The 25,553-nt window shown below is 33.5% G+C and carries 29 protein-coding genes; 3 read left to right on the top strand and 26 right to left on the bottom strand.

What is annotated here, in order from left to right:
* Positions 1-27 precede the first annotated feature (27 nt).
* From mreC to COJ46_RS09785, 14 genes are all read right to left on the bottom strand, one after another.
* On the bottom strand, positions 28-768 hold the full coding sequence (gene mreC, locus COJ46_RS09845; RefSeq protein WP_097978016.1) for a rod shape-determining protein MreC: 741 nt from the start codon (positions 766-768) through the stop codon (positions 28-30).
* 272 nt (positions 769-1,040) lie between these two features.
* Positions 1,041-1,436, bottom strand: a complete 396-nt coding sequence (locus tag COJ46_RS09840) for a VOC family protein (RefSeq protein ID WP_097978017.1) — start codon at positions 1,434-1,436, stop codon at positions 1,041-1,043.
* A 192-nt stretch (positions 1,437-1,628) separates the two neighbouring features.
* Complete coding sequence (gene mutT, locus COJ46_RS09835; RefSeq protein ID WP_097978018.1) at positions 1,629-2,018, bottom strand: 8-oxo-dGTP diphosphatase MutT; 390 nt, start codon at positions 2,016-2,018, stop codon at positions 1,629-1,631.
* A gap of 57 nt (positions 2,019-2,075) precedes the next feature.
* Positions 2,076-2,198, bottom strand: a complete 123-nt coding sequence (locus tag COJ46_RS24970; protein ID WP_286133620.1) for a hypothetical protein — start codon at positions 2,196-2,198, stop codon at positions 2,076-2,078.
* Between the two features lie 102 nt (positions 2,199-2,300).
* Positions 2,301-2,489, bottom strand: coding sequence for a hypothetical protein (locus COJ46_RS09830; RefSeq protein ID WP_097978019.1), 189 nt, complete (start codon positions 2,487-2,489; stop codon positions 2,301-2,303).
* Between the two features lie 60 nt (positions 2,490-2,549).
* Positions 2,550-3,473, bottom strand: a complete 924-nt coding sequence (locus COJ46_RS09825) for a type II toxin-antitoxin system SpoIISA family toxin (protein WP_097978020.1) — start codon at positions 3,471-3,473, stop codon at positions 2,550-2,552.
* Positions 3,474-3,582: 109 nt separating this feature from the next.
* Positions 3,583-4,365, bottom strand: coding sequence for an ABC transporter permease (locus COJ46_RS09820; RefSeq protein ID WP_097978021.1), 783 nt, complete (start codon positions 4,363-4,365; stop codon positions 3,583-3,585).
* 4 nt (positions 4,366-4,369) lie between these two features.
* Complete coding sequence (locus COJ46_RS09815) at positions 4,370-5,173, bottom strand: ABC transporter permease (RefSeq protein ID WP_097978022.1); 804 nt, start codon at positions 5,171-5,173, stop codon at positions 4,370-4,372.
* Positions 5,170-6,147, bottom strand: a complete 978-nt coding sequence (locus tag COJ46_RS09810; protein WP_097978023.1) for an ABC transporter ATP-binding protein — start codon at positions 6,145-6,147, stop codon at positions 5,170-5,172. Before COJ46_RS09810 ends, COJ46_RS09815 begins: the two co-directional genes overlap by 4 nt.
* Before the next feature lie 199 nt (positions 6,148-6,346).
* A complete protein-coding gene (locus COJ46_RS09805; RefSeq protein ID WP_097978024.1) occupies positions 6,347-7,717 on the bottom strand; it encodes a PTS transporter subunit EIIC in 1,371 nt (456 codons plus the stop codon).
* 471 nt (positions 7,718-8,188) lie between these two features.
* Positions 8,189-8,926: an IclR family transcriptional regulator gene (locus COJ46_RS09800; protein ID WP_097978025.1), complete on the bottom strand. Its 738-nt coding sequence runs from the start codon at positions 8,924-8,926 to the stop codon at positions 8,189-8,191.
* Positions 8,927-9,181: 255 nt separating this feature from the next.
* Positions 9,182-9,883 carry an amino acid ABC transporter permease gene (locus COJ46_RS09795; protein WP_097978026.1) on the bottom strand — a complete coding sequence of 234 codons (702 nt, stop codon included), beginning with the start codon at positions 9,881-9,883 and terminating at the stop codon, positions 9,182-9,184.
* Positions 9,884-9,950: 67 nt separating this feature from the next.
* Positions 9,951-10,682, bottom strand: coding sequence for an ABC transporter substrate-binding protein (locus tag COJ46_RS09790; RefSeq protein ID WP_286133629.1), 732 nt, complete (start codon positions 10,680-10,682; stop codon positions 9,951-9,953).
* A 78-nt stretch (positions 10,683-10,760) separates the two neighbouring features.
* Positions 10,761-11,483: an amino acid ABC transporter ATP-binding protein gene (locus COJ46_RS09785; RefSeq protein WP_097978028.1), complete on the bottom strand. Its 723-nt coding sequence runs from the start codon at positions 11,481-11,483 to the stop codon at positions 10,761-10,763.
* Positions 11,484-11,737: 254 nt separating this feature from the next.
* On the opposite strand from COJ46_RS09785, the gene COJ46_RS09780 reads away from it, so the two are divergent.
* A complete protein-coding gene (locus COJ46_RS09780; protein ID WP_097978029.1) occupies positions 11,738-13,120 on the top strand; it encodes a hypothetical protein in 1,383 nt (460 codons plus the stop codon).
* A 175-nt stretch (positions 13,121-13,295) separates the two neighbouring features.
* On the opposite strand, the gene COJ46_RS09775 is transcribed toward COJ46_RS09780, so the two are convergent.
* From COJ46_RS09775 to COJ46_RS09735, 7 genes are all read right to left on the bottom strand, one after another.
* Complete coding sequence (locus COJ46_RS09775) at positions 13,296-14,285, bottom strand: HNH endonuclease (RefSeq protein WP_097978030.1); 990 nt, start codon at positions 14,283-14,285, stop codon at positions 13,296-13,298.
* A gap of 17 nt (positions 14,286-14,302) precedes the next feature.
* On the bottom strand, positions 14,303-14,482 hold the full coding sequence (locus tag COJ46_RS09770) for a hypothetical protein (RefSeq protein WP_097978031.1): 180 nt from the start codon (positions 14,480-14,482) through the stop codon (positions 14,303-14,305).
* Positions 14,483-14,610: 128 nt separating this feature from the next.
* Entirely contained in the window at positions 14,611-14,925 is a 315-nt protein-coding gene (locus COJ46_RS09765; protein ID WP_097978032.1) for a hypothetical protein, read from the bottom strand.
* A gap of 172 nt (positions 14,926-15,097) precedes the next feature.
* Complete coding sequence (locus tag COJ46_RS09760; RefSeq protein WP_097978033.1) at positions 15,098-15,331, bottom strand: hypothetical protein; 234 nt, start codon at positions 15,329-15,331, stop codon at positions 15,098-15,100.
* A 963-nt stretch (positions 15,332-16,294) separates the two neighbouring features.
* A complete protein-coding gene (locus COJ46_RS09745; RefSeq protein ID WP_141540896.1) occupies positions 16,295-17,050 on the bottom strand; it encodes a hypothetical protein in 756 nt (251 codons plus the stop codon).
* A 378-nt stretch (positions 17,051-17,428) separates the two neighbouring features.
* Positions 17,429-17,719, bottom strand: coding sequence for a hypothetical protein (locus COJ46_RS09740; RefSeq protein ID WP_098565893.1), 291 nt, complete (start codon positions 17,717-17,719; stop codon positions 17,429-17,431).
* A gap of 16 nt (positions 17,720-17,735) precedes the next feature.
* Entirely contained in the window at positions 17,736-18,137 is a 402-nt protein-coding gene (locus COJ46_RS09735; protein WP_141437818.1) for a hypothetical protein, read from the bottom strand.
* Positions 18,138-18,655: 518 nt separating this feature from the next.
* Between COJ46_RS09735 and COJ46_RS09730 the strand changes: the two genes are divergently transcribed.
* Together COJ46_RS09730 and COJ46_RS09725 are read left to right on the top strand one after the other, a co-directional pair.
* A complete protein-coding gene (locus tag COJ46_RS09730; protein ID WP_176522618.1) occupies positions 18,656-19,123 on the top strand; it encodes a peptidoglycan-binding domain-containing protein in 468 nt (155 codons plus the stop codon).
* Between the two features lie 102 nt (positions 19,124-19,225).
* Positions 19,226-20,149, top strand: a complete 924-nt coding sequence (locus COJ46_RS09725) for an LCP family protein (RefSeq protein WP_097978040.1) — start codon at positions 19,226-19,228, stop codon at positions 20,147-20,149.
* 439 nt (positions 20,150-20,588) lie between these two features.
* On the opposite strand, the gene COJ46_RS09715 is transcribed toward COJ46_RS09725, so the two are convergent.
* The 5 genes from COJ46_RS09715 to COJ46_RS09695 all read right to left on the bottom strand — a co-directional run bounded on the left by COJ46_RS09715 (position 20,589) and on the right by COJ46_RS09695 (position 25,550).
* A complete protein-coding gene (locus tag COJ46_RS09715; protein WP_097978042.1) occupies positions 20,589-21,497 on the bottom strand; it encodes an alpha/beta hydrolase in 909 nt (302 codons plus the stop codon).
* Between the two features lie 161 nt (positions 21,498-21,658).
* Positions 21,659-22,801 (bottom strand): MmgE/PrpD family protein, encoded by a 1,143-nt coding sequence (locus COJ46_RS09710; RefSeq protein WP_286133630.1) that lies wholly within the window; start codon positions 22,799-22,801, stop codon positions 21,659-21,661.
* 50 nt (positions 22,802-22,851) lie between these two features.
* Positions 22,852-23,778, bottom strand: a complete 927-nt coding sequence (locus tag COJ46_RS09705; RefSeq protein WP_097978044.1) for an ABC transporter substrate-binding protein — start codon at positions 23,776-23,778, stop codon at positions 22,852-22,854.
* A 22-nt stretch (positions 23,779-23,800) separates the two neighbouring features.
* The gene (locus COJ46_RS09700; protein WP_097978045.1) at positions 23,801-24,538 is read right to left on the bottom strand and encodes an ABC transporter permease; all 738 of its coding nucleotides are present in this window, start codon (positions 24,536-24,538) and stop codon (positions 23,801-23,803) included.
* 13 nt (positions 24,539-24,551) lie between these two features.
* Entirely contained in the window at positions 24,552-25,550 is a 999-nt protein-coding gene (locus COJ46_RS09695; RefSeq protein ID WP_097978046.1) for an ABC transporter ATP-binding protein, read from the bottom strand.
* Positions 25,551-25,553 lie beyond the last annotated feature (3 nt).

Genomic DNA, 25,553 nt, shown 5'->3' with positions numbered 1-25,553 from the left:
TTCTCTTTTTCTATTGTTCTTTCCTTTTTATTTTTTCCTTAACAATAAAATAACGTACTCTAAGTCGTTTAAATCATATAAAGGTTCAACATAGGCTGTTTGATTTAGACCTAAATTATCAATTTTAGCTTCTTTTACTTTACCTATTTCAATACCAGGTAAATAGATTCCTCCTAAACCAGAGGTAACAATGATTTCACCAGTTTTTAATTTATCATTTACATTGAAAAGAGTCATTTTTAAATAGCCAGTTTTTTCGTCTGCTCCTTTAACTAGACCTTGTAATTGATGATTATTTTTTGGTTGGACTGAAATATATGAGTTGTATTTAACTGCGCTTAATAATTCTACTATTGAAGTATTCTCAGAGACTTCGGTTACTTTACCTACTAAACCTTGAGATGTTATTACATTTGTATTTATTTTTACACCGTTTTTAGAACCCTTATTAATTTCAACAAAGCTGTTCCATGTATCAAAATCTCTTTTAGTGACGATCGCTACATCAGTTTTGTATTTTTGACTCTCTTTGTTTAGTCTTTCTTTTAGCATTTTTAATTCTTTATTTTCAATATTAAATTCAGTTATATTTGCTTTTAAAGAGGTTTCATTGCCCATTTTTTCTTTTAGATAAGCATTTTCTTTTTTTAGTTTGAGTAAATCACTGATATTGTTAGTGTAATTTTCGAATGTGTTGGTTTTTAATAATAGATAACCACTTGTAATAAGAATGACGATTAACACTGTAATAATAATTATTTTTTTCATCGGTTTATTCTTTTCTTACTTGTTTCTTATGAAGCAATGTAATTTTCAATTTAAGAATAACATGAAAAATATCCGAAATAAGAAGGGTATTATGGCAATTTTGTGTTTGAACAATTTTAATAGAATCTGCTATTTAATATTCACAATTATTACCAGAAATTAAGAATTGAAAAATAAAAAGTCAACTGCCGACAGTTGACTTTTGTTGCTTTAAGATATATAAATTATAGTTCAAATCAAACTCTTAAATTATTCATCAAACCCATAAACAATTACTTTGCATTAGCATCTGGTTGATGAATTCCAAAAATATTACCTTCAGTGTCAATGAAGTATCCTTGCCATGCCATTCCAGGCAGTGCATATTTAGGCATTGCTACTTTGCCACCATTTTCAACAATTTTACCTTCCGTAACGTCGTAATTTTCTACTCCCATTGTACATGCATATCCATTTAATGGTTGGTTTGCTTCAGGAGGAGCACTTTGGCGTTGCATTAAGGCACCATTAATTCCCATTTCGTCCTCATTACCTGTCACTGCACCAAAATATGGCATTCCTGCATATTCACTCCAATCTTGAAACGTCCAATCAAATACCTCTCCATAAAACTTCTTTGCACGTTCCATGTTATCAACATGAATTTCGAAATGAATTAATCTTCCCATAGTTTCCTCCTATGTTTTACAAGAATTTTCCTTAACTCATCTAGTATGTACACTATAGTTGCTTATTTATTATTATATTGGATATGGAAAGAAATTCAATTTCCAAAGAAATATTTCTTTTATCATTCGTTCGACATCAAAATTACTTAGTTTAATCGTTCAGCAATAACTTAAATATTAGTATTTGATATTTTATCTAATCAATTTGTCAACCGTAGGAAGGTCAGCTGGAGCCCATTCAAGTTCTTCTAACTCAGAAATTTCTTTCCATTCGATCTTCGCATGCTCATTAGCTACTGGCGTACCGCTTATAATTTTGGCTTCGTAAGTTATCAAATTTACAATTATATTTGGATACTCATGAATGACATCTTCAACTAATTCAGATACAGATATTTCGCAACCTAATTCTTCCTTTATTTCGCGGACCAAAGCCTCTTCAGGTTTTTCATTTTTTTCGATTTTTCCACCAGGAAATTCCCAGCTATTTGGCATGCTCATTTCAGGTGAACGTAAGGCACATAGTATTTGGTTTTGATCGTTTCGTATGACAGCCCCAACGACTTTAATTTGTTTTTTCATTGTTTTCTATAATCCTTTTTATTCAATTATATATTTAGTATTTGCACGGTGCATTTCCTATTTCTTTTCTAAAATTCGAATTGCTTTTTCAATTTTAGCTAAAGTCTTACCCATTCCAAAATCGATTACTTTTGTGTGTGTTTGAGTGGATTTTCTTTTATTTTTTCGTCTTAATCCCATAATGCTCCTCCTGTACAATCTTTTAATACCAATCCTATACAGGAAAAGAAGGATTTATGCATAAGAAAAGCAGAGAATATTATCATCCTCTGCTTAATGAAATTACCTTGTATATGTAAGCTTTTCTGCTTTAGCGTTAGCTTTAAGAACATTTCTAAATCCTTCAACAACTGCTACTTGTGTATTTGGTCGTAAGGAGTTCTCTGTTGGGGAGTTAGACTTAGATTTTCTTCGTTTAATACCTGCGGATCTACGAAGTTCACTTACTGCTTGTCCACTTATACTTGACATTGATAACCCCTCCTGTTTCTATTAGATGTCTTCACCCATATCTTATCATAATAATTATAATTATTCATCATCCTCTTCTAAATCAACCATATACCAATCAAAAATATATAACAAGTTTGAAATATAAGAAGCATCAATCCCATCGACTGCTACATCTCCTGCCTCTAATGTCACAATCATGCTATAATAATTTCCGAAGTAAGGTATAGAAATTAGTTTTTCCTCTTTTAAAATAATGGTTTCACCATAAGAAAAAGACTTTATCATACTCGTTTTATCTTCTTCAATTGTTGAAAAGTTTATTGCGTGTCTAATACTCATCTTAGTAATCTGGGACCGAATTTTATTTTGCTTATCTTCTTCGTTAATTGGTGGGTCAAATATAAATATAGTGAGGGCAATACCAAATGTATCGCTATATAGCTTCAGATATTCCGATAATTGATTAACATACTCGTCTCTAGATTGTGGAAGAGGTTTATTATCAAAGGAAACAACGGTTTCTTGTATGACTTTAGAGAAGTTTTCTGCTTTTTTGGCACTTTTTAAAATCATTTGTTTACTCTCTATCAAAGCCTCACGAACTTCATCTTCATACTTAAACTCTGTACTCCAAATTTTTAAAATGTTTGGACATAGAAATACAGCTAAATCTATAAAAACTACCAAAGCTGAAATTTCTGTAAGTAACTTCCAATTCTTAAAATCTAGATTACTAGTTATAACTCCAATTGCCATGACGATTAAATACAACGTATAATATGTCCTTCGAATACGACCTAAGTTGTTATGAAAGCTTTTACTATCCATCCAGTAAAAAGCTAAAACAATTAACAATAAAATAGAAAATCCTCCAAATAAAATTTTCAAGTGAGATACATGAAATAAAAACATTAGTGAAAATATTATACTAAACATCAATACAAGTAAAATCACGTATATTACCAAGAAGTTAACCTTTAATTTACCTATCTGTACTTTCAACTTAACTCCCCCTTATATCCAATATTTTATCAAAGAAAAGGTAGAGTTTGCTTCACAAATAAGAAGATTAGTGGAACACTAATTGAACGGATTCATCAGGTAAAGAGTTTTACGAACCAGTCGATCGATAATGTCTCACTCCAATATTCCAAACTAGTAAACAAGGTATAATAAAAATAATCCCCACTACTGGCGATAACATATATAGATACGCTTTTCCCTCTGTTTTATCTAAAATGTACATTAAAGGTAAATAATTGACACATCCGAAAGGAATAACAAATGTAAAGAATTTGGTTACCCATTTCTGATAAATATTTAATGGATACTGTGCCATCTCTCTTCCGCCATCAGTAAAAATATTGACCACTTCGAGACCTTGAATTGTCCAAAAACACATCGTAGCAGCAAGGATAAAGATTCCGGTAAAAATAAAGCCCCCGCTAATGATCATCAAAATAATAGTTACTACTTTCATACTACTCCATTCGATGGAGAGATTATTTAATGCCCAAATCAAAACAATTAAACTCTGAAACAATCTACCAACTCTAGTAAACTCGAATTTGGAGCCCATAACTTGAATGACCGTACTTCTAGGACGAACAAGTACTCGATCAAAGCCACCGCTAGCTACTAGACTAGAGAAAGAGTCAAATCCACGAGCAAAACATTCACTTAAGGCAAAAGCCATATGGATAATCGCAAAACAAAGCGCAACCTCATAAAAAGTCCATCCTTTAATTTGTCCAAACCGTTCAAATAAAAAATAAAGACCCGCAAACATCGAGAACGGGATTAGAAACTGGCCAATTGTTAAAAACAAAAAAGAAGTGCGGTATTCCATTTGTGATTTAAAGAGAATAAGAAGATATTTAAAATATAGTCCCATAGTGTCAACCTCCTTGGACTACGACTCTTCGTAAGGCTTTATTAAAAGCGATTCTTCCTAACCAAACAAGTAAACTTAACCAAATAATTTGAATGACGATACCAATTACTGCTTCAGTTTGAGGAATATTCCCAGAGTACACCCTAAACGGGAAATCAGCTGTCCATCGAAACGGAAGAAAATAAGCAAAGGTCTGAAGCCAAGCTGGCATTAGAGGAATCGGAATTGTTAATCCAGAGAAAAATTCACCAATAACTCCAAACAGTAGTAAAGAGCCTATAGGTGACATTGTCACAAAAACTGAAATATAAATGAACATCGAAATTGAAACAAGAAGAAATAAGCCAAAAATAAGGGCAATCAAAAATAACACAAAGGTTAAGACACTTGGTGGTAACGTCATTTTATAAGGTTGAGGTAAAAGGAATGCAACAAGTAGGATTGGGAAACACCTTAGAATTGCACTCGACAAGCGTTGAGCTAAAAGTTTTGAATACCAAAATCCGTATATTTCGCATGGTCTACAAAGCTCATATGCGATATTTCCAGTTGTAATGAGATCAAAAAGCTCATTGTCACGAAACCACAGCATGATGAAAGCTAAAAAGGATTGTTGTAACCATAAGTATGTAATGATTTCTTTTAAAGAAAGTGGTTGAGAATGTACTGTTTGACTATAGAAAGCTTCAAAAATCATAATGTACATAAATCCCCAGAAAAACTGTGTTGCTACCCCCGCCAATGCTGCTGAACGATATTGCATTCCGTTCAATAATCGTAGTTTTAGTACAGATACATATGGCTTCATATTTGAAACTCCTTGTAGAGACCAACGATAATTTCTTCAATTGGTTGTGCTTCAATCGTCACATCGAGTAGGTCAACCTTACTGGATAAACTGGAAATCACATCTGATATTTTAACTTGTTCTGTGTCTAAACTTATAATTGCCCGTTCAGGTAACCATGAAATCATTGTGGTTCCAGGAATTTTAAATGGATTGTGGTCCTCCCGATAATCTACAGTTATCGTTTTATGAGTCCCAAAATGTTTTCGTAATTCATTTAAGTTACCATCGAATAATAAACTTCCTTTACCTATTAAAATAACCCGATCAGCTAAAGCTTCAATATCATTCATATCATGCGTCGTAAGAATGACGGTAACGCCCTTTTCTTTATTTATCCTTTTAATGAACTCACGTACGGCAATTTTTGAAACAGCATCTAGCCCAATTGTGGGTTCATCCAAAAATAAAATTTTAGGACTATGTAACAATGATGCTGCGATTTCACAACGCATCCTTTGTCCTAAGCTTAATTGTCGTACAGGTGAATGAATAAGACTTTGTAAATCGAGTGTTTCAATCAGTAGATCAAGATTATCTTGATATTCGTTTTGAGGAATTTTATAAATATCACGGAGAAGCTCAAACGAGTCTATGACGGGTACATCCCACCACAATTGAGACCGTTGCCCAAAAACAACACCGATCTGTTTAACAAAGGAAGCTCTTTCCTTCCATGGAGTGTATCCCATTATGTTACACGTCCCTCGGTCTGGAACCAATATTCCGCTCATGATTTTTATCGTTGTTGACTTCCCTGCGCCATTCGGACCAATATAGCCTACGATTTCCCCCGGTTCAATAGAGAAGGAAATATCATTCAACGCTTCAACAATCGTATTCTCACGATAAAAAAGCCCCTTCACTGCCTGCCTAAGTCCTGAAGAACGTTTCGCAACCTTGAAGGATTTACTTAAACCATCTACTGTAATCAATTTTTTCGCCTCCTAACATTTTTTGAATGGAAGAAAAATACTATCATCATAATATAGCCACGTCAATATTTTTTTCAGTTTATTCGGTAATTTTAGAAAAATAAACTTTTACAAGGAGATGGCAATAAAAAAAGAATGAAATCAATTAATTTCATCCTTTTTAGGAAATCACTTATACACGCTGACATGATAACTTAGTTTACTTGAATTCAGCTGCCATTTCATCTTTAAATCCGAATAAATAAGTAAAAACAAATCCGGCTGCATAAGAAATAATAACTCCAGTTAAGTATAATAAAATCTGATTCGTATGAACTAAGAATGATAATGGAAGTCCTGAAACACCGACTGCAATTGTAGCGATATGGAAATGAGCCTGAAATGCTCCTCCAACTCCAGCACCTAAACATGCCGTTAAGAACGGACGTCCTAGCGGAAGAGTTACACCAAAAATTAATGGTTCACCAATTCCAAGCATTCCTGATGGAAGTCCCCCACCAATCGCACGTTTCAAACTTTTTTTCTTCGTTTTAAAGTAAATTGCAAACGCTGCTCCTACTTGACCCGCTCCACCCATCGCAAGGATTGGTAGTAAAGGGTCATCTCCAATGGAGTTAATTAATTCAAGATGAACTGGCGTCAAACCTTGATGGAGCCCAGTGACGACTAGTGGAAGGAATGTTGCACCAAGTACAAATCCAGCTACAACTCCTCCAAAATCAAGAACATTTAGCAAGCCTTTTGTGATCGCATCCGATACAAAGCCGCCAACAGGCATAAACACTAGGTATGTGAGGATACCTGTAATTAATAATGCTATTGTAGGTGTGAGAATAATATCTAGTGATTGCGGTACATATTTTCTTACTTGCCTTTCAACTAAAGCGATGAAGATTGCAGCAAAAAGAACACCAATTAACCCTCCACGCCCAGGAAGCAGATTATGCCCAAACAAAGAAATATCTGCAACTCCAGGGTTGATGACAAGAATACCTGCCAATGCCCCAAGCGCGGGGGATCCACCAAATTCCTTTGCTGCGTTTATTCCGACCAAGATTCCAAGATAAGCAAACAGACCCGATCCGATAACAGTTAAAATAATAGCTAATTTTGAATCTGCTGCAAGCCATTCTGCTTGAACAATTGCTTTTGTTATACCGGTTATTAATCCTGAAGCTACAAGGGCAGGAATTAACGGAATAAAAATACTTGCGATTCTACGTAAAAAAAGTTTAAAAGGTCTTGCGTTCTTTCTATCAATCTCTGATTTGTTTTTGGAAGCTACTTCATTCAAATCAAAATCCTCTGCAGCTGCAAGCAGTTTATCAAACTCTGCTGCAACTTTATTTACAACACCAGGTCCAAGTATGATTTGAATCGTTTCTTCTTCTACAACTCCTAAAACCCCTTCTGTCTTTTTGATCGCCTCTATGTCTACCTTTGAAGGATCTTTCGACGCTACGCGCAGTCTTGTCATACAATGAGTGGAAGTCGAGACATTCTCCGCTCCTCCCAAGTGCTCTAATAATAATTCGGCAATTAATAAATATTTGCTAATCCCCTTTGTCATCTTTACATCTCCTTTTAAATTAACAAGTTAATTAGTTTAAAAGATATAATCTAACTCCTGAAATAGATTTGAATAGTCGGTGTTGCTAGATTGTTAGTTGTTTATCCTCTCCCTTTTTTATCAATTTAAATGAACATTCATCAAATGCCTTAATTTCAGAAAATGTCTGCAGTTCAGCAATTTGACCAATTAATACATCCTAAAAAGTAACATTCTTAGGTTGTTTACTATAAACAAAATTTCTAATATTACATTAAGTATTTTGAAATTATATTTTAAATTTTACGCTAGTGATATCGCTTTTATGACAAGGTATTAATAGGAAAAATATTAAATGAGAGAATTGATAATTTGGATGGGGATGAATCGTATTTACCCCTTATGGTAATTTCTGATGGAGTAAAACCAAGTATGTTTTTAGAAAAAATTAGACACATCCCATATCACTGGAATGCGTCTATAAGGTATCACCTATATTTTCCCTATTTTCTTTGAAATTTCTTCTGCTGCTTTCATTACTTCTTCAATCAAGTATGGAATACGTTCCTGAGTAAAACGAAATCCTGGTACATTCACGCTTAAAGCACCAAGTACTTTGTTGTTATATCCAGTAATTGGTGCCGCAATAGCCGCCGTATCCTCTGTTTTTTCACTTTGACTTATTGCATAACCATTTTTTCTGATATCGACCAGTTGCTGTTTTAAAATTGAGATTGAATCAGGTGAAAGATTTAGCTGATCTAGTACTTGTTGAATTTCATTTTCTTTCATATAAGCAAGAAGGGTTTTATTGGGAGCACCAATATGTAGTGGAATTCGGATACCCAAATTTTCAGCAATTCTTATTTTTAAAGGACTGTCAATTTTATCAATCACAATTCCATCTATACCACTTTCAATATTTAAATAGATACTTTCCTCTACATGGTTCGCCAAACGCTCCATTACTGGTCTTGCAACTAATCTGAAATCCATTTTATCCAGTTGACGAAGGCCAAGTTCCATCCATTTATAGCCCAACTTGTAATGCTTCGTTTCAGGTATTTGAATAACAAGTCCATGTTGGATTAAAGAGTTTAGTAATCGGTGAAGCGTACCAAGAGATAGAGATGTTTTTTCCGCTAATTCGGTGATTTGCCAATTACTTTTGGATTCATCCGAATTTAGGATATCAATAATAAGCATTGCTCGGTCAATTGATTGGACCATGATCATAACTCCTATGACTCTTCACTTCTTATCTTGGGGAGTCTGTTCAAAAATCTGGGAATCTTCCTCGTTAGGTGGATTCCCGTTCATTACGTAATGGTAGTATACGTACTTTTCTTTAAAGATGCGTTGACTTGAATATCTCAGCTCTTCTTGTTTTCATTTCGAACTTGCAAATGAATAATTGTGAGAGTAATTTTTTTACATCTATCTTACAAGTTTATCGTCTCTTTTTCCAAGGACTTTTAGATTAATTTATAGCTTTATTGATTCTAATGATGCATTAGACTTATTTTTTCTTATTTTTCGTTTTTTACCACGACTCACATCCAAAGAATCTTCAAGCTTTTTAACTCCAAATGTAATGATTAGTACAAGCGCAAGATAATATAAACCTACTACAATATATGTATTCATCTGTTCAAAGTTAGAGGCAGCCTCACTTAATCCTGCTCCCCATAAATCTTGCATCCCTACATATGCTACGAGTGAAGAATCTTTTAATCCGATGATAAACTGATTACCAAGAGTAGGAATCGCAATTTTAAATGCTTGAGGTAGTACGATTCTTCTCATTGCTAAAGGTTGGGACATCCCAAGAGAACGGGCAGCTTCCAATTGCCCTTTGTCAATTGATTGAATTGAACCACGAAAGATTTCAGCAATATATGCTCCACTATGCACACCTAACGCTATTGCACCAGCCCAAAACTGCGAAAATGTAATAATACTAGAAAGTCCGAAGTATAAAATTGCGATTTGAACAATAAGCGGTGTTCCACGAATGACCGTGATATAGAGATTAGCAATATAATTAAGCGCTTTAATACGGGAGAGTCTGAAAAATGCAAAAATAAGTCCTATTCCACTTCCCAAAATAGTAGATACGATTGTCAATTTTAATGTTAATAAAGTTGCTACTAAAAATACATGAAACGTATTTAATAATATATGCATGATGAACCTCACCCCTCATCTTGTCCTAAAAAATCTTAGGCTCTTATTTTACGCTAGCATTCTATTATTATTTTTCTTCAAGAATATTGCGACCAAACCACTTTTTACTAATTTTTTCGTAAGTACCATCTTTAATAATTTCATCTAAAGCCTTATTAATTTTCTTCTCAAGTTCTTTATCATCTTTCCTTACAGCAATTGCTTGATTATCGTGAGTTAGTGGTGTACCTACATCTTTAATTTTAGCCTTTCCTTCTTTAATTACCCTAAAACCAACCATTTGATCCGTAATTACCGCATCAAGTCTACCAGTTGGAAGATCCATAATAGCCGTAAGATCACTATCATAATCAACTACATTTTCTTTTCCAGTAAATTTAATCGCTAAATCTTTATATGGGCTTGCTTTTACAACGCCAATTTTCTTCCCTTTTAAATCCTCAGCAGATTTGATTTCCTTATTATTATCAGCGACAAAAATCTGAGAACCTGAAATATAATATGGATTACTGAAATCTACCACTTTTAATCGTTCATCAGTGATCGTCATACTCCCCAAAATCGCATCATACTTATTGGATATTAATCCTTGTACAATTGTTTCCCATGGGTTTGTTACTGGTACAGCTTTCATTCCCATTTTTTCTGAAAGTGCTTTACCGATTTCAACATCAAATCCAGTAAGCTTGCCATCTTCCTTAAAGTTAAATGGTTTATATAACCCACTCATCGCATAATGAAATTCTTTTGAACTCGCTTGATTACTAGTTTTATCTGCCCCACATGCACTTAGAAACATTGCCCCTGCTATCATTGAAGATAATAAAATACCATGCCAATTCTTTTTCATTACACAAACCTCCATCATTTTTTTAAATTATAAAATACTATTAAGAAATTGTTTTGTTCTTTCATTTTGTGGATTTTCAAAAAACTGATTAGGTGTACCCTCCTCTAATATTAGACCTTCCTCCATGAATAAAACTCGATCCGCTACACCCCGAGCAAAACCCATTTCATGAGTGACCACAACCATTGTCATTCCTTCACTTGCTAACTGTTTCATAACTTGAAGAACCTCTCCAACCAATTCAGGATCTAATGCTGAAGTAGGCTCATCAAACAGCATTACCCTCGGATTCATCGCAAGTGCACGTGCAATCGCAACCCTTTGTTTTTGTCCTCCTGATAACATTTCTGGATATTCATCAGCCTTATCTGTCAGTCCAACCTTGTCCAACAAAGCATAAGCAATCTCTTTTGCCTCACTCTTTTTCATTCCTCTAACATGAATAGGAGCTTCAATTATATTTTCTAAAACAGTTTTATGCGGAAAGAGATTGAAGTGTTGAAAAACCATACCAACCTCCGACCGAATTTTATTCAAATCTGTTTTGCCGGGTTGAACCAATTCACCTTCAAAATAAATTTCACCCTTATCATTAATCTCTAAGAAGTTTAAACATCTCAAAAGGGTACTCTTTCCTGAGCCACTTGCTCCTAATAAAACAACCACTTCTTTTTCTTTAATCGTTAAATCAATTCCTTTTAATACTTGTAAAGGCCCAAATGATTTACTTACACTTTTGATCTTAATCATATTGTTTCATCCCTCCCACCGAGTAATTAACAACACTTTTTCCACAATGCGGAAACCATTTCTATTTTATTAACATTATACACAATTCTGACTATTCCGTCATTAAATAATTTTCTTTCTATTAATTAGAGTTAATAATGTAGCTAATTTAGTACTACTTTCAGAAACCCATCTGTAAAATATTTCCAATCACCCTGAACTAGGCGAACGCATATATTGTTATCCAATATATGTAACGAAAGGGGGCTATTCTCATGCATGTCGATTTAACTGCCATACATTGGCTTTATGTAGCATTTATAGGTTTAATTATTTTATTTTTAATTCTTAGACGTGACACTAGCCTAGTCTGCCTCGCAGGAATTTTCCTTCTTGGTCTAGTAGCAACTGAGTCACTCTCCAGTTCCGTCAGTATCCTTTTTTCAAGTTTCATTTATGCCATAACCGAATTACTTTCTACAATTCTAGTAATCTCGATTATCGTTTCAATGAGTAAAGCTTTAACTGATAGTGGAGTGCATCAGGCACTCATCAGTCCATTTACAAAGGTGATGAGAAACGCCACACTTGCCTATTGGACGATTGGGATTGTGATGATGGTTGTATCTTGGTTTTTCTGGCCTTCGCCTGCAGTTGCTTTAATTGGTGCGGTTTTACTTCCAGTTGCATTAAGAGTTGGCTTACCAGCTTTAGGCGTTGCGATGGCAATGAACTTATTCGGTCATGGTATCGCTCTCTCAAGTGATTACGTAATTCAAGGCGCACCTAAACTAACAGCTGACGCGGCTGGCATTCCGGTTTCGGATGTTTTACATGCAAGTATTCCACTTGTGATTGTAATGGGTGTCGTGACAACTGTGGTTGCTTTTTACTTCTTAAAACGAGATATGAAAAGAGGACTTTTAACAGTAGAATTACCTGAAGAAGATACTAAAGCTGAAGACTATCTGCTTTCATCTACGCAACAAAAATGGATGGCCGCTCTTGTTTTCATTTTATTTGCAGTGGATATTTGGTCGATGGTTCACTTCAATTTACAAGGTGGAGATGCAACAGCATTAATCGGGGGCACTGCATTAATCATTCTTTCATTTCTATCCATGTTGGGGCACAAAAATAAAGGATTTGAAGAGGTAACAAATTATTTAATTCATGGATTCAAATTTGGGTTTAGAGTATTTGGTCCGGTTATTCCTATTGCGGCCTTCTTCTATCTAGGGGATAGTGGATTTACTGCAATTATTGGAGATTACTTGCCAAAAGGATCACATGGAATTGTGAATGATTTAGGATTTGCTTTGGCGCATTCAGTACCTGTAAATCCTGGGGTTGCAGGAGTAACTTTAACAACTGTTGGGGCAATTACTGGTTTAGATGGATCTGGATTCTCTGGAATTTCGCTTGCTGGGTCGGTTGCTTCATTATTTGCTACGGCGATTGGTCATGGAATTGCAACTTTGACTGCTATGGGGCAAATTGCGGCGATTTGGGTTGGTGGTGGAACGTTGATTCCTTGGGCATTGATTCCTGCGGCTGCTATTTGTAATGTTAGTCCGTTTGAGTTGGCTAGACGGAATTTAGTGCCTGTTTTGATTGGTTTGGCTGTTACTACTGTTGTTGCTATTTTCTTGATTTAATCATATTTGTATGCAGCTAAAAAACGAAATATTTATAATTTAATTGAGCTATCCGATCAGTCAGGTTTTTTGACTAATAGGATAGCCCTTTTTATAGAATGTTACGAAGCTTTCTATAATAATGTGATTAATCGAGTAAAGTTTGTGGTTTTTGCGTATTAATCCGTATTCCTACTTAATTACTAATGAATATCCCTTTCCTTAATAAACTTTTAAGCTCTTCAATGGTCAAAACCTTTTCACGTTTTCGATGCAACATTCGATGGCAGTTAGAACAAACAGGTACTAAGTCGTTTTCTGGATCAATTTCCACTGCCTCATCTAATGTACTTAAGGGTTTTAAATGATGTACTTCAATAAAATCTTTACCATGTTCCCCATAAACATCCTCAAAGTTAAACTTACATACCTTACACGTTGTACCATGAAATTCGATAGCACGTAATCTATTTATTGCCTTTCTCTCATAGCGATTGCCATAATACTCTTTGGCTTCACCATCTTTATAGAATGAGGTATTTTGTGATTTTTCTGCTTGCAAATCTCGCTTTATAATATGTGATAATCTCTTTTGATTTAAATTATTAAAAAGGGACAGTAAACTTTGACTAGGCTCCTTTTCCCACGAATCTCCTTTTCCTCTGTTTTCCTTATAATGTACCATTGTTACATCTTCTATATTTATTAGTGGATTGTGCGAAAATAGCATTTCCATTCCCTTCTGTTTTGCTGATGTTAATAATTTTTTTGATGTATCGTTTTTAACTGTCGCTTTACTTACTACCTCATGGTGCTCTAATAATAGAGTATCATACACAAATGGCCCTTCATTATTACTGTCAAGAAACTTCTTTACAGTTAAAATATAAATCGTTGTTTCTTTCCCTTTCATATATACATTGTTAGCTAGTTCTCGGTTAAACTTTCCCTGATCAAAGCTTAAGTTATTACTCTTTTTATCTCTGAGTTTTTCATTCCATATGTTATCTAAAACTATTGATTGTTCATTACTTATTAAATAGTTTGTCTGATTAGACATTCGAAGGATTACAAATAATATAATTTGATACTTTGTAACCCCCTCAATTGGCTCCCAAGAAATATCTAAATATCCTGTCCCTGTACCATCTTCATTAGAATATACTTCAACTGTAGGCATAGGCATCTGAGTATACTTAGTATTTACCGCTCTCCTTGAATAATAGACAGTTCTGTTAAACTAGATTGTGTACTTACTTGATTAATAGTTTTTTCATTACTTGGTTTCGAAATCTCTTCAGCATGGGATTTCATATGAATAATAGAACCTAATATCGTTGTAGCTATTGTTATAATCGTTACGTTTTTAATTAATTTAATCATAACAACCTCCTAGTATATTCTTTTTTAGAGTTTCTACTTCAATCTTCAAATTCTTCCTATCATCTAAAACAATGTGCTGATAAAAATTGTCACCATCTAACTTTTATTCGAATGCATTTAGGGATCTATTAATAGATTTTATCTTTAATTAATTTCATTATGTGATTGTTATCACTTAGTCCTGTAACAAAATTCCAATTAACGTAAAAGTAAATAACCTCATCATTTACTAATGACATCTTTATTGGTTTCGCTGATTTAAAGAAGAAAAGTCTAGATTGAGTCATGAATGATTTTGAACTAACTGTACTATCATTTTCCAATTTCAAATCAATAATATTGTGCCATTTAATAACTTTCCAATCTTTAAACTCAATTCCATCATCATGAATAACTAATTCTCCATGTTGTGAAAGTAAGTTTTTTACATGAACTCTAGTCATTAATGATAATTTCTTTTTTTCAATTTCAATATTAGTTGCACCATGAAAGGTGTGAGCGTTTTCACATCCCGTTCAACATCCACATTTATTCCTATTGGAACATATGACTATGGAACAAAAGTATCTCAGGCCTTTTTTTTATTCCTAATTAAAATATTTCTCCAAGGAACAACTACTGTAATTTGGGCCTCGTTGCAATATTAAACGACATACCATACTTACCATTATTTGAAACTTTGTCTATAATATCGTTCCAGCCAACAACTGAAGCTGCTATCATTCTAGTATAAGGTGCTATAAAAACTAAAGATGCTGGATCCATTTGCGCAGTTTTTAAAATAACCGAAGGAGCTGCTACTGCTTCAGAGAAATTCTTTGATTCATCTAGAACTTTTAAGTTATTCACTCAAATTATTCAATATTTAACTCCGCAATTTTATTTATTAATAAATATTGTTATACATACAAATAATAAAAAACTTAAAATAATATATTGATAATTTCGTTTAGTTCGAGGCATTATTTTAAAAAGAACTAAGTAACTTATTAAAAATAAACATGAAACTACTACATTCACGATATTTTCTATCCTAAAACGTCCATTTAACATAATAAATAAAGACTGCATCCCTGATGAAATAGATAGTATTCTATATAATGGAAAAGCTTTCTCATCCTTTAGAAAAACATTCTCATCCATAATCTTCAATTACTCCTTTTAATCAAAATTTCTTTATCCACTTTTGACATAATATCAGCCATATTAATGATTCAATTAAAAGGATTTGATTATAGATAAGAAAAGTTTCTGGGAAACCAAAAGAAAAATAGTTGCCGAGATTATCCCGACATTGAAATATATTATGTCTTTAATTTTTAATCCCAATAGAACAGAAAATAATAATGAAAATATAATAGGTGTAATATATTTATAATCTTGTAAGGTAAAGAATAATTGATTATTAAATTGTAATAAATTATATGTTATTAAAAATAATATTTGATTAACTAAGAAAATAGTAAATAAAACTTTTTCTCTATTCTTTTTACAATCTAAATTATATGATGTAAATCTGTCTAAAATAAAGTTGAACAAAATATTAATAAAAAAAATTAATATTAGCGTTATAAAAAATATAGCCAATATAGTTATTAATATATTTGATCGTGACCACTCAATATTATAAAAATTCTTAATTTCTATAAATACTAGAAAACTGATCCCGAATAATAGAGAAAAGTTTATAAAAAACATTGGTTTGGAATTCATAATTACTAACCTCTCAATTTCAGTTCTTGTGGTTTATTAAGTTACGTTAGGAAATAAAAATGTAGAGATATTTAATCTATTTACACTGAACTAAAATGGTTAATTATTATACTCAATTGTCTTTTCTATTTGTTCTTCTGTAATTCCCATTAATCCATACCAAGTTGGTGATGGAAGTAAAACCCTTTCTTCTTTTCCATATGTGTAATGTATCAATGGCCTTAAGACTGTAACAGCATAAGGAGATTTTTGAAAATCTACTTTAATTGGGATTTCAGCTTCTTTTTGTTCATTTGATGCTATAACGATTGGTTTAACATCGAATACTTGTTCACCATTCAGTTCCGCATCAAATTTATTTACAACTATTTTATTGCTACTATTATTTTGCAAACTATAAATGTAATTATTTTTTTCATCTCTAATAATTGGATAAAAATTCCCTACTTCTAGAGGCTTATCCGAAGTATCATCAATTACATTTATTCCTAATGCTCCAACATCATATTTTTTCAAACCATTTTTAGTTTGTATGGTTATATCCCTTATTTCAGTTTTACCTTCAGATTTACCAACAATATTAAGCCCCAAAGTTTTCACATGATACTTTCCAATCTTGGCATTCCCATTTACTCCAAAACTTTCAATGCTAATTGTATCTTCATTATTTAGATAGACCGAATCAATTTTATCAAACAAGTCTTTCTTATCACTTGAATAAATGTAAGTAAAATTTAGTGGTGTAACTACTCCTGTTCTAAGACTATATGACCCATTAATGGGAAGAAATGTATTTGAAATGGATTTACTACTTACATTAGTATTTAGGTATGATTTACTTTTCTTTTTAAACATTAATGGGCCTGACAGTGGGGCTAGTAAAATAAATGATAATATAATAATTAATATTTTTCTGTTATTCATTTTTCTAACTTGGTTATTGCCTCCTAGAAATTTAGTAAACGTTTACGTAATTATCTTAGCATTTAGTAAGGTAAATTTTACTAAAACTCCTTGTCATTATTGTGAACATTTTCACATGGATACCACATTTACTTAGAACTTTTGAAAACGGCTTAATTCTATATCACTATATCCACCTTAATATCTGTTTTATGTTCCATTTGCTATCCTTCATACAAGTAAAATTGCTTCCAGATAAGTTTTACTGCTTTTTTATTTTCTTCAAAAAAATAAAAAAGCACTGATTAATCAGCACTTATTGAGCATATATTATTTGTTTGATAAGAATTTTTCCTTTTGTCTATCTTCCAATTCAGCTTTTCTTTTTAATCGAAAATTTTCATCCGTTGTAAAGGTATATGTGGCACCTTTAAATGACCAACTATCTCCGTAAATATAGCCTTTCTCAATCTGTGCAAAACGAAAATATTTGTCACCCGTTTGAATCTTTAAGTATCTACCAGCTTCTTGTATACTTTGACATTCCTGTAATAGTTCACTATTTTTATATATGTTAACTGGTTTTTCAATTTTATCCTTTTGTATAGGATTTTTTTTCATATTGATACCTTTCCTATTATATTTTTGAAATTTTTTTATGTAATATCTCTACTAATCTATTTACCTCTTCCTGAGAGTGTAGCTTTACATCCGGTTGAGGGTCCGTTGAATTGCCAACGTCAAAATTATTATCAAGTAATTCTTTTCTAGAAAGAATTCCTCTAAATAATACAATATGATTATGATCTCGACGTGGAGCAGCTGATAAAAGTCTTTTTTTGGGTTTTGCTTTATAGTAGTAAATCAAGACCCCATACTCTCTACCTTTATCTGGAACTGGAAGCTCGCCTATCATTTCCACTAAATTACTTCTAGTTAAACATTCTTCTAAGTGAGCCATTAAAACTTCAGAAGTTCTTGTAGCTTGATAAATTTGTTTTGTTTGAGAAGTTAACCAAGTTACATTATATATCAACACTATTCTCTCCTTAATAGTAAAATGATAAATCTAAAATGTTTCGCACTAAAAACATATACAAATTTTACCACCTTTATGCAAAATTCGGCTATAGAGTAATTGTAGGAATAATTTAAACTAGTAAGTTTATAAATCATGACTCAAAAACTATAAAATAATAAGATGAATTCGATAGGGGTTTAATTAAAGTGGCTGGCAGAAAGGGTTAGCCTTAATTTGCTCTTTTCCTCTCAAATTGAACTCATTCAAAATTTCATTAAGTTTCTTGTGCCAACTCTTTATTATAGGAAAATACTATCGGTTTTTTCTTTTATTTAGAAACATAAAATAATGTCTAAATTGTTAAAAAGTATTGGCGATTATATGAATTTACATAAAAATATATTTTATACATTCTGTGACATTTGTATAAACTTGGAAACAATCATGATATTTTGGTAGTGTATTAATTTACTAAAATTTTAGTATTTAAATGTATTATTTTTACTAAAACCTAAAAGATGAGAGGAGTTTTACAAATGAACTTAAGAAAAATCTGCGCATTAGTAACCGCAGCGACAATTAGTTTAGGATTTGCACCGACATCAGGTAAAGCACAAGTTATGAATGACAGAGATTGGTCTGACTGTAAAACGGTTGGACGAGGTTACTCCGAAATGAGTAACTGGGTAAGAGCAGTACAATATCAAGTTTATGCTGCGGGTTTTAATGGTGTAGGAGCTGTTGATGGAATCTATGGTCCGAACACTGAAAAAGCAATTAAAGCATACCAAACAAAATATGGTCTTAAATCAGATGGAATTGTGGGCAAAGCAACATGGACACATATGGATAATTATCTAAAAGCTGGTAGCGGTGGTTATACGTATGTAGTAGATTACGGAAAAGGCTATAAGTTTAATTATATAAAATACTCATATGGAATGGAATTAAATGGACCGGGTGGAAATATTTTTATGGTTAATGATACATTACAAATGAAATAAATAGACATATTTTGTGGTTAATCTAGGATCTTTAAATTAAAAAGGAGGGAACCGTATACCAATTTCTATTAAAAATTTTTTTCTATTTTGGTGACGGAGATTATGTATAGACAGCTTAAGAGGAACAAGAAAAAGAAAAGTCTGTTATTTAAATTAAGTTTAATCCTAGTAATTCTAATATCAAGTACACTATGCTATGGCTTCTATCAATATAAAAAAGGTATTCAGTTAGGTGAAATGAACTCAAATAAAAAAACTATAAAATTCAATTCTACTAAAATACCTAATAAAACAAACATCTTATTGTTGGGAGAAGATGCTCGTAAAAAAGGTGAAAGCTCACGAACTGATTCAATTATGATCTTACAATACAATAAAAAACACGAAACAAAGTTAGTTTCAATTATGAGAGATAGTTACGTTTCAATTCCGGGATATGGGAAACATAAGATTAACGCAGCTTATTCTTTCGGAGGGGTTGAACTTCTACGGCAGACCATTCAACAAAATTTTGGAATCGATATTGAATATTATGCAATAATTGATTTCAAAGGTTTTGAAGAAATGATTGACCAAATTGCTCCAAAGGGAGTAACAATTAATGTAGAAAAACCAATGGAAAGCCATATCGGTGTCAGTCTTCAACCTGGGGTTCAACAATTAAATGGAAAAGAACTCTTAGGTTATACAAGATTTAGACATGATGCTAAAGGTGATTTCGATCGAGTTGTTAGACAACAAAAAGTACTGGAAGCTATTAAATCCCAAGTACTTTCTCTTAAAGGAATTGCAAGTTTACCTAAAACGTTAGGTGTGATCCAGCCTTACATTCAAACCAATATGTCTACAATGGACGTATTAAAAATAGGATCTGATTATATGGTTAAAGGTAAAGATAAAGATGTAGAGACATTACGAATTCCTGTTGACGGTGCTTTTACACCAAAAAGATATGAAAAAGCCGGTGAAGTCTTGGATCTAGATGCTGAAAAAAACAAAGAAGTATTGCAGGTATTTTTAAGATAGATATTGTTTAATTTGACTATATGCCATGTTAATAGGAAGAAATGAGTTTAGTTGTATCTAAACTTTTCACATTTGTGAATATTTTCACATTAATTCCTTAACATAAAACGTGATACTAGACAAAAAGCCAAGCCCCGGCAAAACCGGGGCCATCGTTGGAGAAGTTTGTTCTGTAGTGGCTGATTTCGATTCTAGAGCTTCCATTTTTTCACAAGCTGTGAAAATCAACATAGTTAAAACTGTATCAATTAATATAATTAGTTTTTTCATTTTATGAGAACGGAATATGGTCCCCCTATTCCTCTCCTTCTTTTTTAGTTTAAGTACCTAATAAAGAACTTCATTAAAAATTATATCAAAACATAAAATAGTTTTACTTCGATTAAATACTAAAAGGACGCAAAATGCGTCCTTTACAATAAATAATCAGTATAAACAATTATCTTACTGTCTCCAATTTAGTATAACTCAAGTTCTTCCCAAAAAATCCCTTAAGCTCCCCAACCAACTCCTGGAACACAGGATGCTCATGATACATAAAATCATTATGCTTACCATCAATTAGATACAACTCTTTAGGCTCTGCAGCCGCTTCAAAAAACTGAACCGACTCATCAACCGGGTGTAAAAGATTATCTTTACCATGTGCCACAAACAATGGACACTCAATATCCTTCGCTACCTTTTCCGCATTCAAGCCAATAATTGAATCAGTAAACTGCAACTGAGTCAATTTACCAAACGGTGATAAAATCGCAAGCTCCTTCTGAACATAATCATTCGTCGCCTCATCCAATGGATAATGAATAAATGGATCCTCATATTTTGAACTTCCAGTCGTTACACGAAGAACACGATCCGCTTCAACTGTCTTCTTAATATCCACCCATTCAACATAAGAATGAATTGATTTTAACCATCTTTCACCATTAAAGAAACCATTTAAAGCAGCAACTGATTTAACTCGATCATCTGATGCAGCAACACGTACAACGTTTGATGCACCCATACCCCATCCAATTAATCCAATATTCTCAGGATCAACTTCTTCTTGGATTGATAAGAACGTAATCGCATTTTTAATATCTTGAACTTGCTCATCTAAAATGACTCTTCCTGGAGTACCTTCACTTTTTGCAAATCCACGGTAATCAAAGCCAAGGCAAACATATCCAGCTTCGGTCATGTTACGAGCAAATAATCGTGGATAGAATTCGTTAAACCCATTGTATCCAGAGTTAGGGATGATCGCAGGTCTCTTTTCACCTGGTTGGTAATCATCTGGTAAGTAAATCGTTCCATCTAATTTAAAACCTTCACTATAAAAACTAATTTGACGTTCTTTCATTATTAAATCCCTCCGATTTTTATTAGTTCGCTTAATTGGCGAATGCTTTTTAGATTTTCGATTGTTTGAATACATTGATACAATTCTTCACACTGTTTATTTCCTAAAATAGGGGCTACAAGATTAGTAAACTTTTGATTCTTTTCATCAGCAGTTAATGGTTAATCATAGTCGCCACTTGCTTGATGGATCCCAGAAAAATAATGGTTTCCTCCGGTATCTACTATTTCAACATGGCTAAGTGCTTTTTTAGGAAATTCATTATTTAGCTCGTCATTTACATAAACCTCAATCTTTTCCATCAATTTAGCAATCTCTGGATTTTCCAATTCATTTAATACTTGATTGGGTCCAACTTCACCAGAAACTAGATAAGCAGCGATTGGAAAAGTTAAATTGTATTGTGCTTCTTCTGTATTCTTTGGCATGCTTCTATTTAAGCTAGCTGACTCTGTAAAGGTAAAAACGTTGATTTTATGAATCTTTTCTATTCTTATATCATGCTTTTCTACTATTTCCTTAATTGCTTCGATTCCTGGTTGGGCCCATCTGCAGCAAGCATAAGGTTTAAAATAAAGTTCTTCTATTTTATAGCTTGAACTGCTGTCAGACAATAATTGAATGGCTTCTTTCATTTCAAACAGAGATGGAATCCCAGTAAATCCTTCTTTTGCCAAATATGCAGCACCAACTCCAGTCATACTTCCCCAGCCTATCGCATCCTTCAGCATAGAGGGCGATTCAATACAGCGCATCATTGGTGAGTAAGTAGATTGGTATTCAGCAATACCGAGAGAATGCTTGATCTCCTCTTCAGTTAAACCAATTACTCTACTTACCCCAGCTGCTGCGCCAATCGCTCCCCACGATCCAGTACAATGGTATTCGGGACGAAGCTGATGGACGAGAATTCCAGCTCTAATCGCTACTTCATAGGCAATCAATAGAGATGACATAAATTCTTCGCCAGAACGATTGACTTCCTCGGCAGCTGCAAACACTGCTGGAAAAACGACCGCACCAGGGTGCTCTTTTGTTAGGCGATGACCATCGTCCATATCCATTGCATTTGCTGCTGTCGCATTGACTAAAGCTGCCCCAGTTGCACTTAATTTCAAAGGGCTCAAGAAGATTGAGCTACTGCCTTTTCCATACTGAGTTTCAGAAAACTTTTTAACAATTTCATACACTGGTGTTGCAGTTCCAGCAATTGTACATGCAATACTATCTGCCAATGCTTCCTTTAATGCCATCTTGGTTTTAGAAGGAACCGAAGTATAAGATTCCTTCATGATGAATTCCACCAAATTGTCAGAAGTAATCAGCAACTAATCACATCCTCATAGGCCAACTATTATTTTTTCGTTAACCCTTCTTTATCCAACCAATCACGACTTACTTCTGTAACGTCTTTATGCTCTACGTCAACAGAGTAATTTAGCGCCATCATTGTTTCATTATCAAGTAAACCAGCAAGCTTATTTAATAGCTTAGGAACTTCTGGATATTTTTTAGCTACTTTTTCACTAACTACTGGTACACCATTATAAGCCGGGAAAAATTTCTGATCGTCTTCAAGACTGATCAGTTTAAATCCTTTGATTCGTCCATCTGTTGCAAAACCTACTGAAACGTCTACTTGACCATCTTTTAATGCATTGTATAGTAAACCAGAATCCATTTTTACTACGTTTTTCGCAGGAAACTTAAAGTCGTATTTCTTTTGGAGACCTCTCACTCCATCTTCACGAGCATAGAATTCTGCATTCGATGCAAATTTTAGCTTTTTCGGATTACTTTTTACTAGATTAGCTAAATCAGAAATTGTTTTGATTCCTAATTTATCTGCTGTATCTTGCTTCATTAAAATTGCATAAGTGTTGTTAAAGTTCGCTTTATCCAACCACTCGATTCCCTTTTTCTCATCATTTGCTTTAACTTTTTCATACGCTTTATCTGAGTCAGTTTCGACTTTTTGTTTTTGGTAAACGACTAAACCAGTACCTGTATATTCCCAGTACGTATCGATTTGTCCATTTTCTAACGCTGAGCGAACAACGGTACTACCCATGTTGCTTGCTTCTTCAACGTCATATCCATTTTCTTTTAAGTAAATCGATGTAATTTTGGAAAGAACTTGTTGCTCTGTAAAATCCTTGCCACCAACTGTAATTTTACCTTTGTCAGATCCACCTCCTTCATTGCTTGTTTTTGAACTATTACAAGCCGTTAAAGAGAATAACAGCATTGCTGATACTAACATTGTGCCGAATTTTTTCATCCTAATTCCTCCCTTAATGTCACTAAGCTGCTTCATTTGTTCGTCGAAGCCCTCGTGGAATAATTACTTTTTCAAGTCTACCTAATATAAAATCAAGAATAATAGCAAGTAAGATAACGGGAACAGCTCCAGATAATATGATGCCAGTATCGTAAAGCGAAATTCCTGTAAAAATTAAATCACCTAAACCTCCGCCTCCAATTAGGAAGGCAAGTGCTGCTGTTCCAACATTGATAACGACTGATGTTCTGACTCCTGCCATGATGGCATACATTGCATTTGGAAGTTCCAGTTTAAAAAAGAGTTGTTTCGAGCTCATTCCCATTCCTCGTCCGGCATCAATAATTTGCGGATTTACATTTTCAATTCCCGCTACCGTATTACGTAAGATAGGAAGTAATGAATTAAACCAAAGCGCAAAAATCGCCGTTTGCCAACCTAATCCAAAATAACTCATCACAAGTGCAAGGATTGCTAAACTCGGCACCGTTTGACCGATGTTAGCAAAGTTCAAAACAATCCAGTCATACTTTTTAAATTTAGGTCGAGTAACTAGAATCCCTAGGGGTACTGCAGTTCCAATCGAAAGTACTGCCGAAATACCGACTAGTTTTAAATGCTCGATGGTTAAATTGATTAGATCATCTGGATTTTCGATAATGAATTTAAATGTACCCATGGCATAAGCAATAACTAGAATAGCCAGTGCAATGACACCCAAACCAATTTTCACTAGTTTTTCTGTCTTTTTACTAGTCAAAAAACCACCCTCCTTACCTTACAATTGAAAAATCTTTCGGATGAATTTCAGTTAAAAAGCTAAAGTCTGAAACTCGTAGAATTCCCATATATCGATTGTTTTCATCGACAACACAAGCTTCTCCGTTCGGAGCCGCCAAAAGAATCGCTAAAGCAGTTTTCAAATTCTCATTTAATGAAATTTCTTGTCCATGCCATTCATGACTTGAAATGTTCTTTTTAAAACCATCCATTAATAAAACTAGATCTCTTACTTTTAATAAAGTTAATCGTTTTAACGATCGTTCATCACCGACAAAGTCACTAACAAAGCTATTTTTAGGATTAGACAAGATTTCATCAGGTGTTCCAAATTGCATCAGTTTTCCTGCGTTAAAGATTGCAATTTTATCAGCTAATTTAATCGCTTCATCAATATCATGACTAACAAAAAGAATTGTTTTCTTCATCTCCTTTTGGATTTTCAAAAATTCATTTTGTAAGTGATCACGAATAACTGGATCTAGTGCTCCAAATGGTTCATCCATTAGCATGACTGGTGGGTCTGCTGCTAGTGCACGCGCGATTCCAATTCGTTGTTGCTGGCCTCCTGATAATTCATATGGGTAACGCTTTTGAAATTGCCCCGCGTCTAATCCCATCATGTCCATCAGTTCACTATATCTTTTCTTCATTTTGGATTGATCCCAACCAAGCATTTTTGGGACTACATTAATATTTTCTTCAATCGTCATATTTGGAAATAATCCGTTATGCTGGATCACATACCCAATCGATCTGCGAAGTTTAATCATATCCATCGAATGAACATCTTTACCATCCACTTCAATCTTTCCGCTAGTGATTGGAATTAATCGGTTAACCATTCGAAGCAAAGTCGTCTTTCCACATCCTGAAGGTCCAAGGAATACACAAATCTCTCCTTCTTCAACGTGGAAATTGATTTCGTTTACGGCTGTCACGTTCTTGTTACCGCTTTCATAAACCTTCGTGACATTTTTGAATTCTATCATTAA

Source organism: Bacillus sp. AFS077874, assembly GCF_002566505.1.
Classification (GTDB): Bacteria; Bacillota; Bacilli; order Bacillales; family Bacillaceae_G; genus Gottfriedia.
This window is presented reverse-complemented; position numbering and strand designations above follow the sequence as displayed.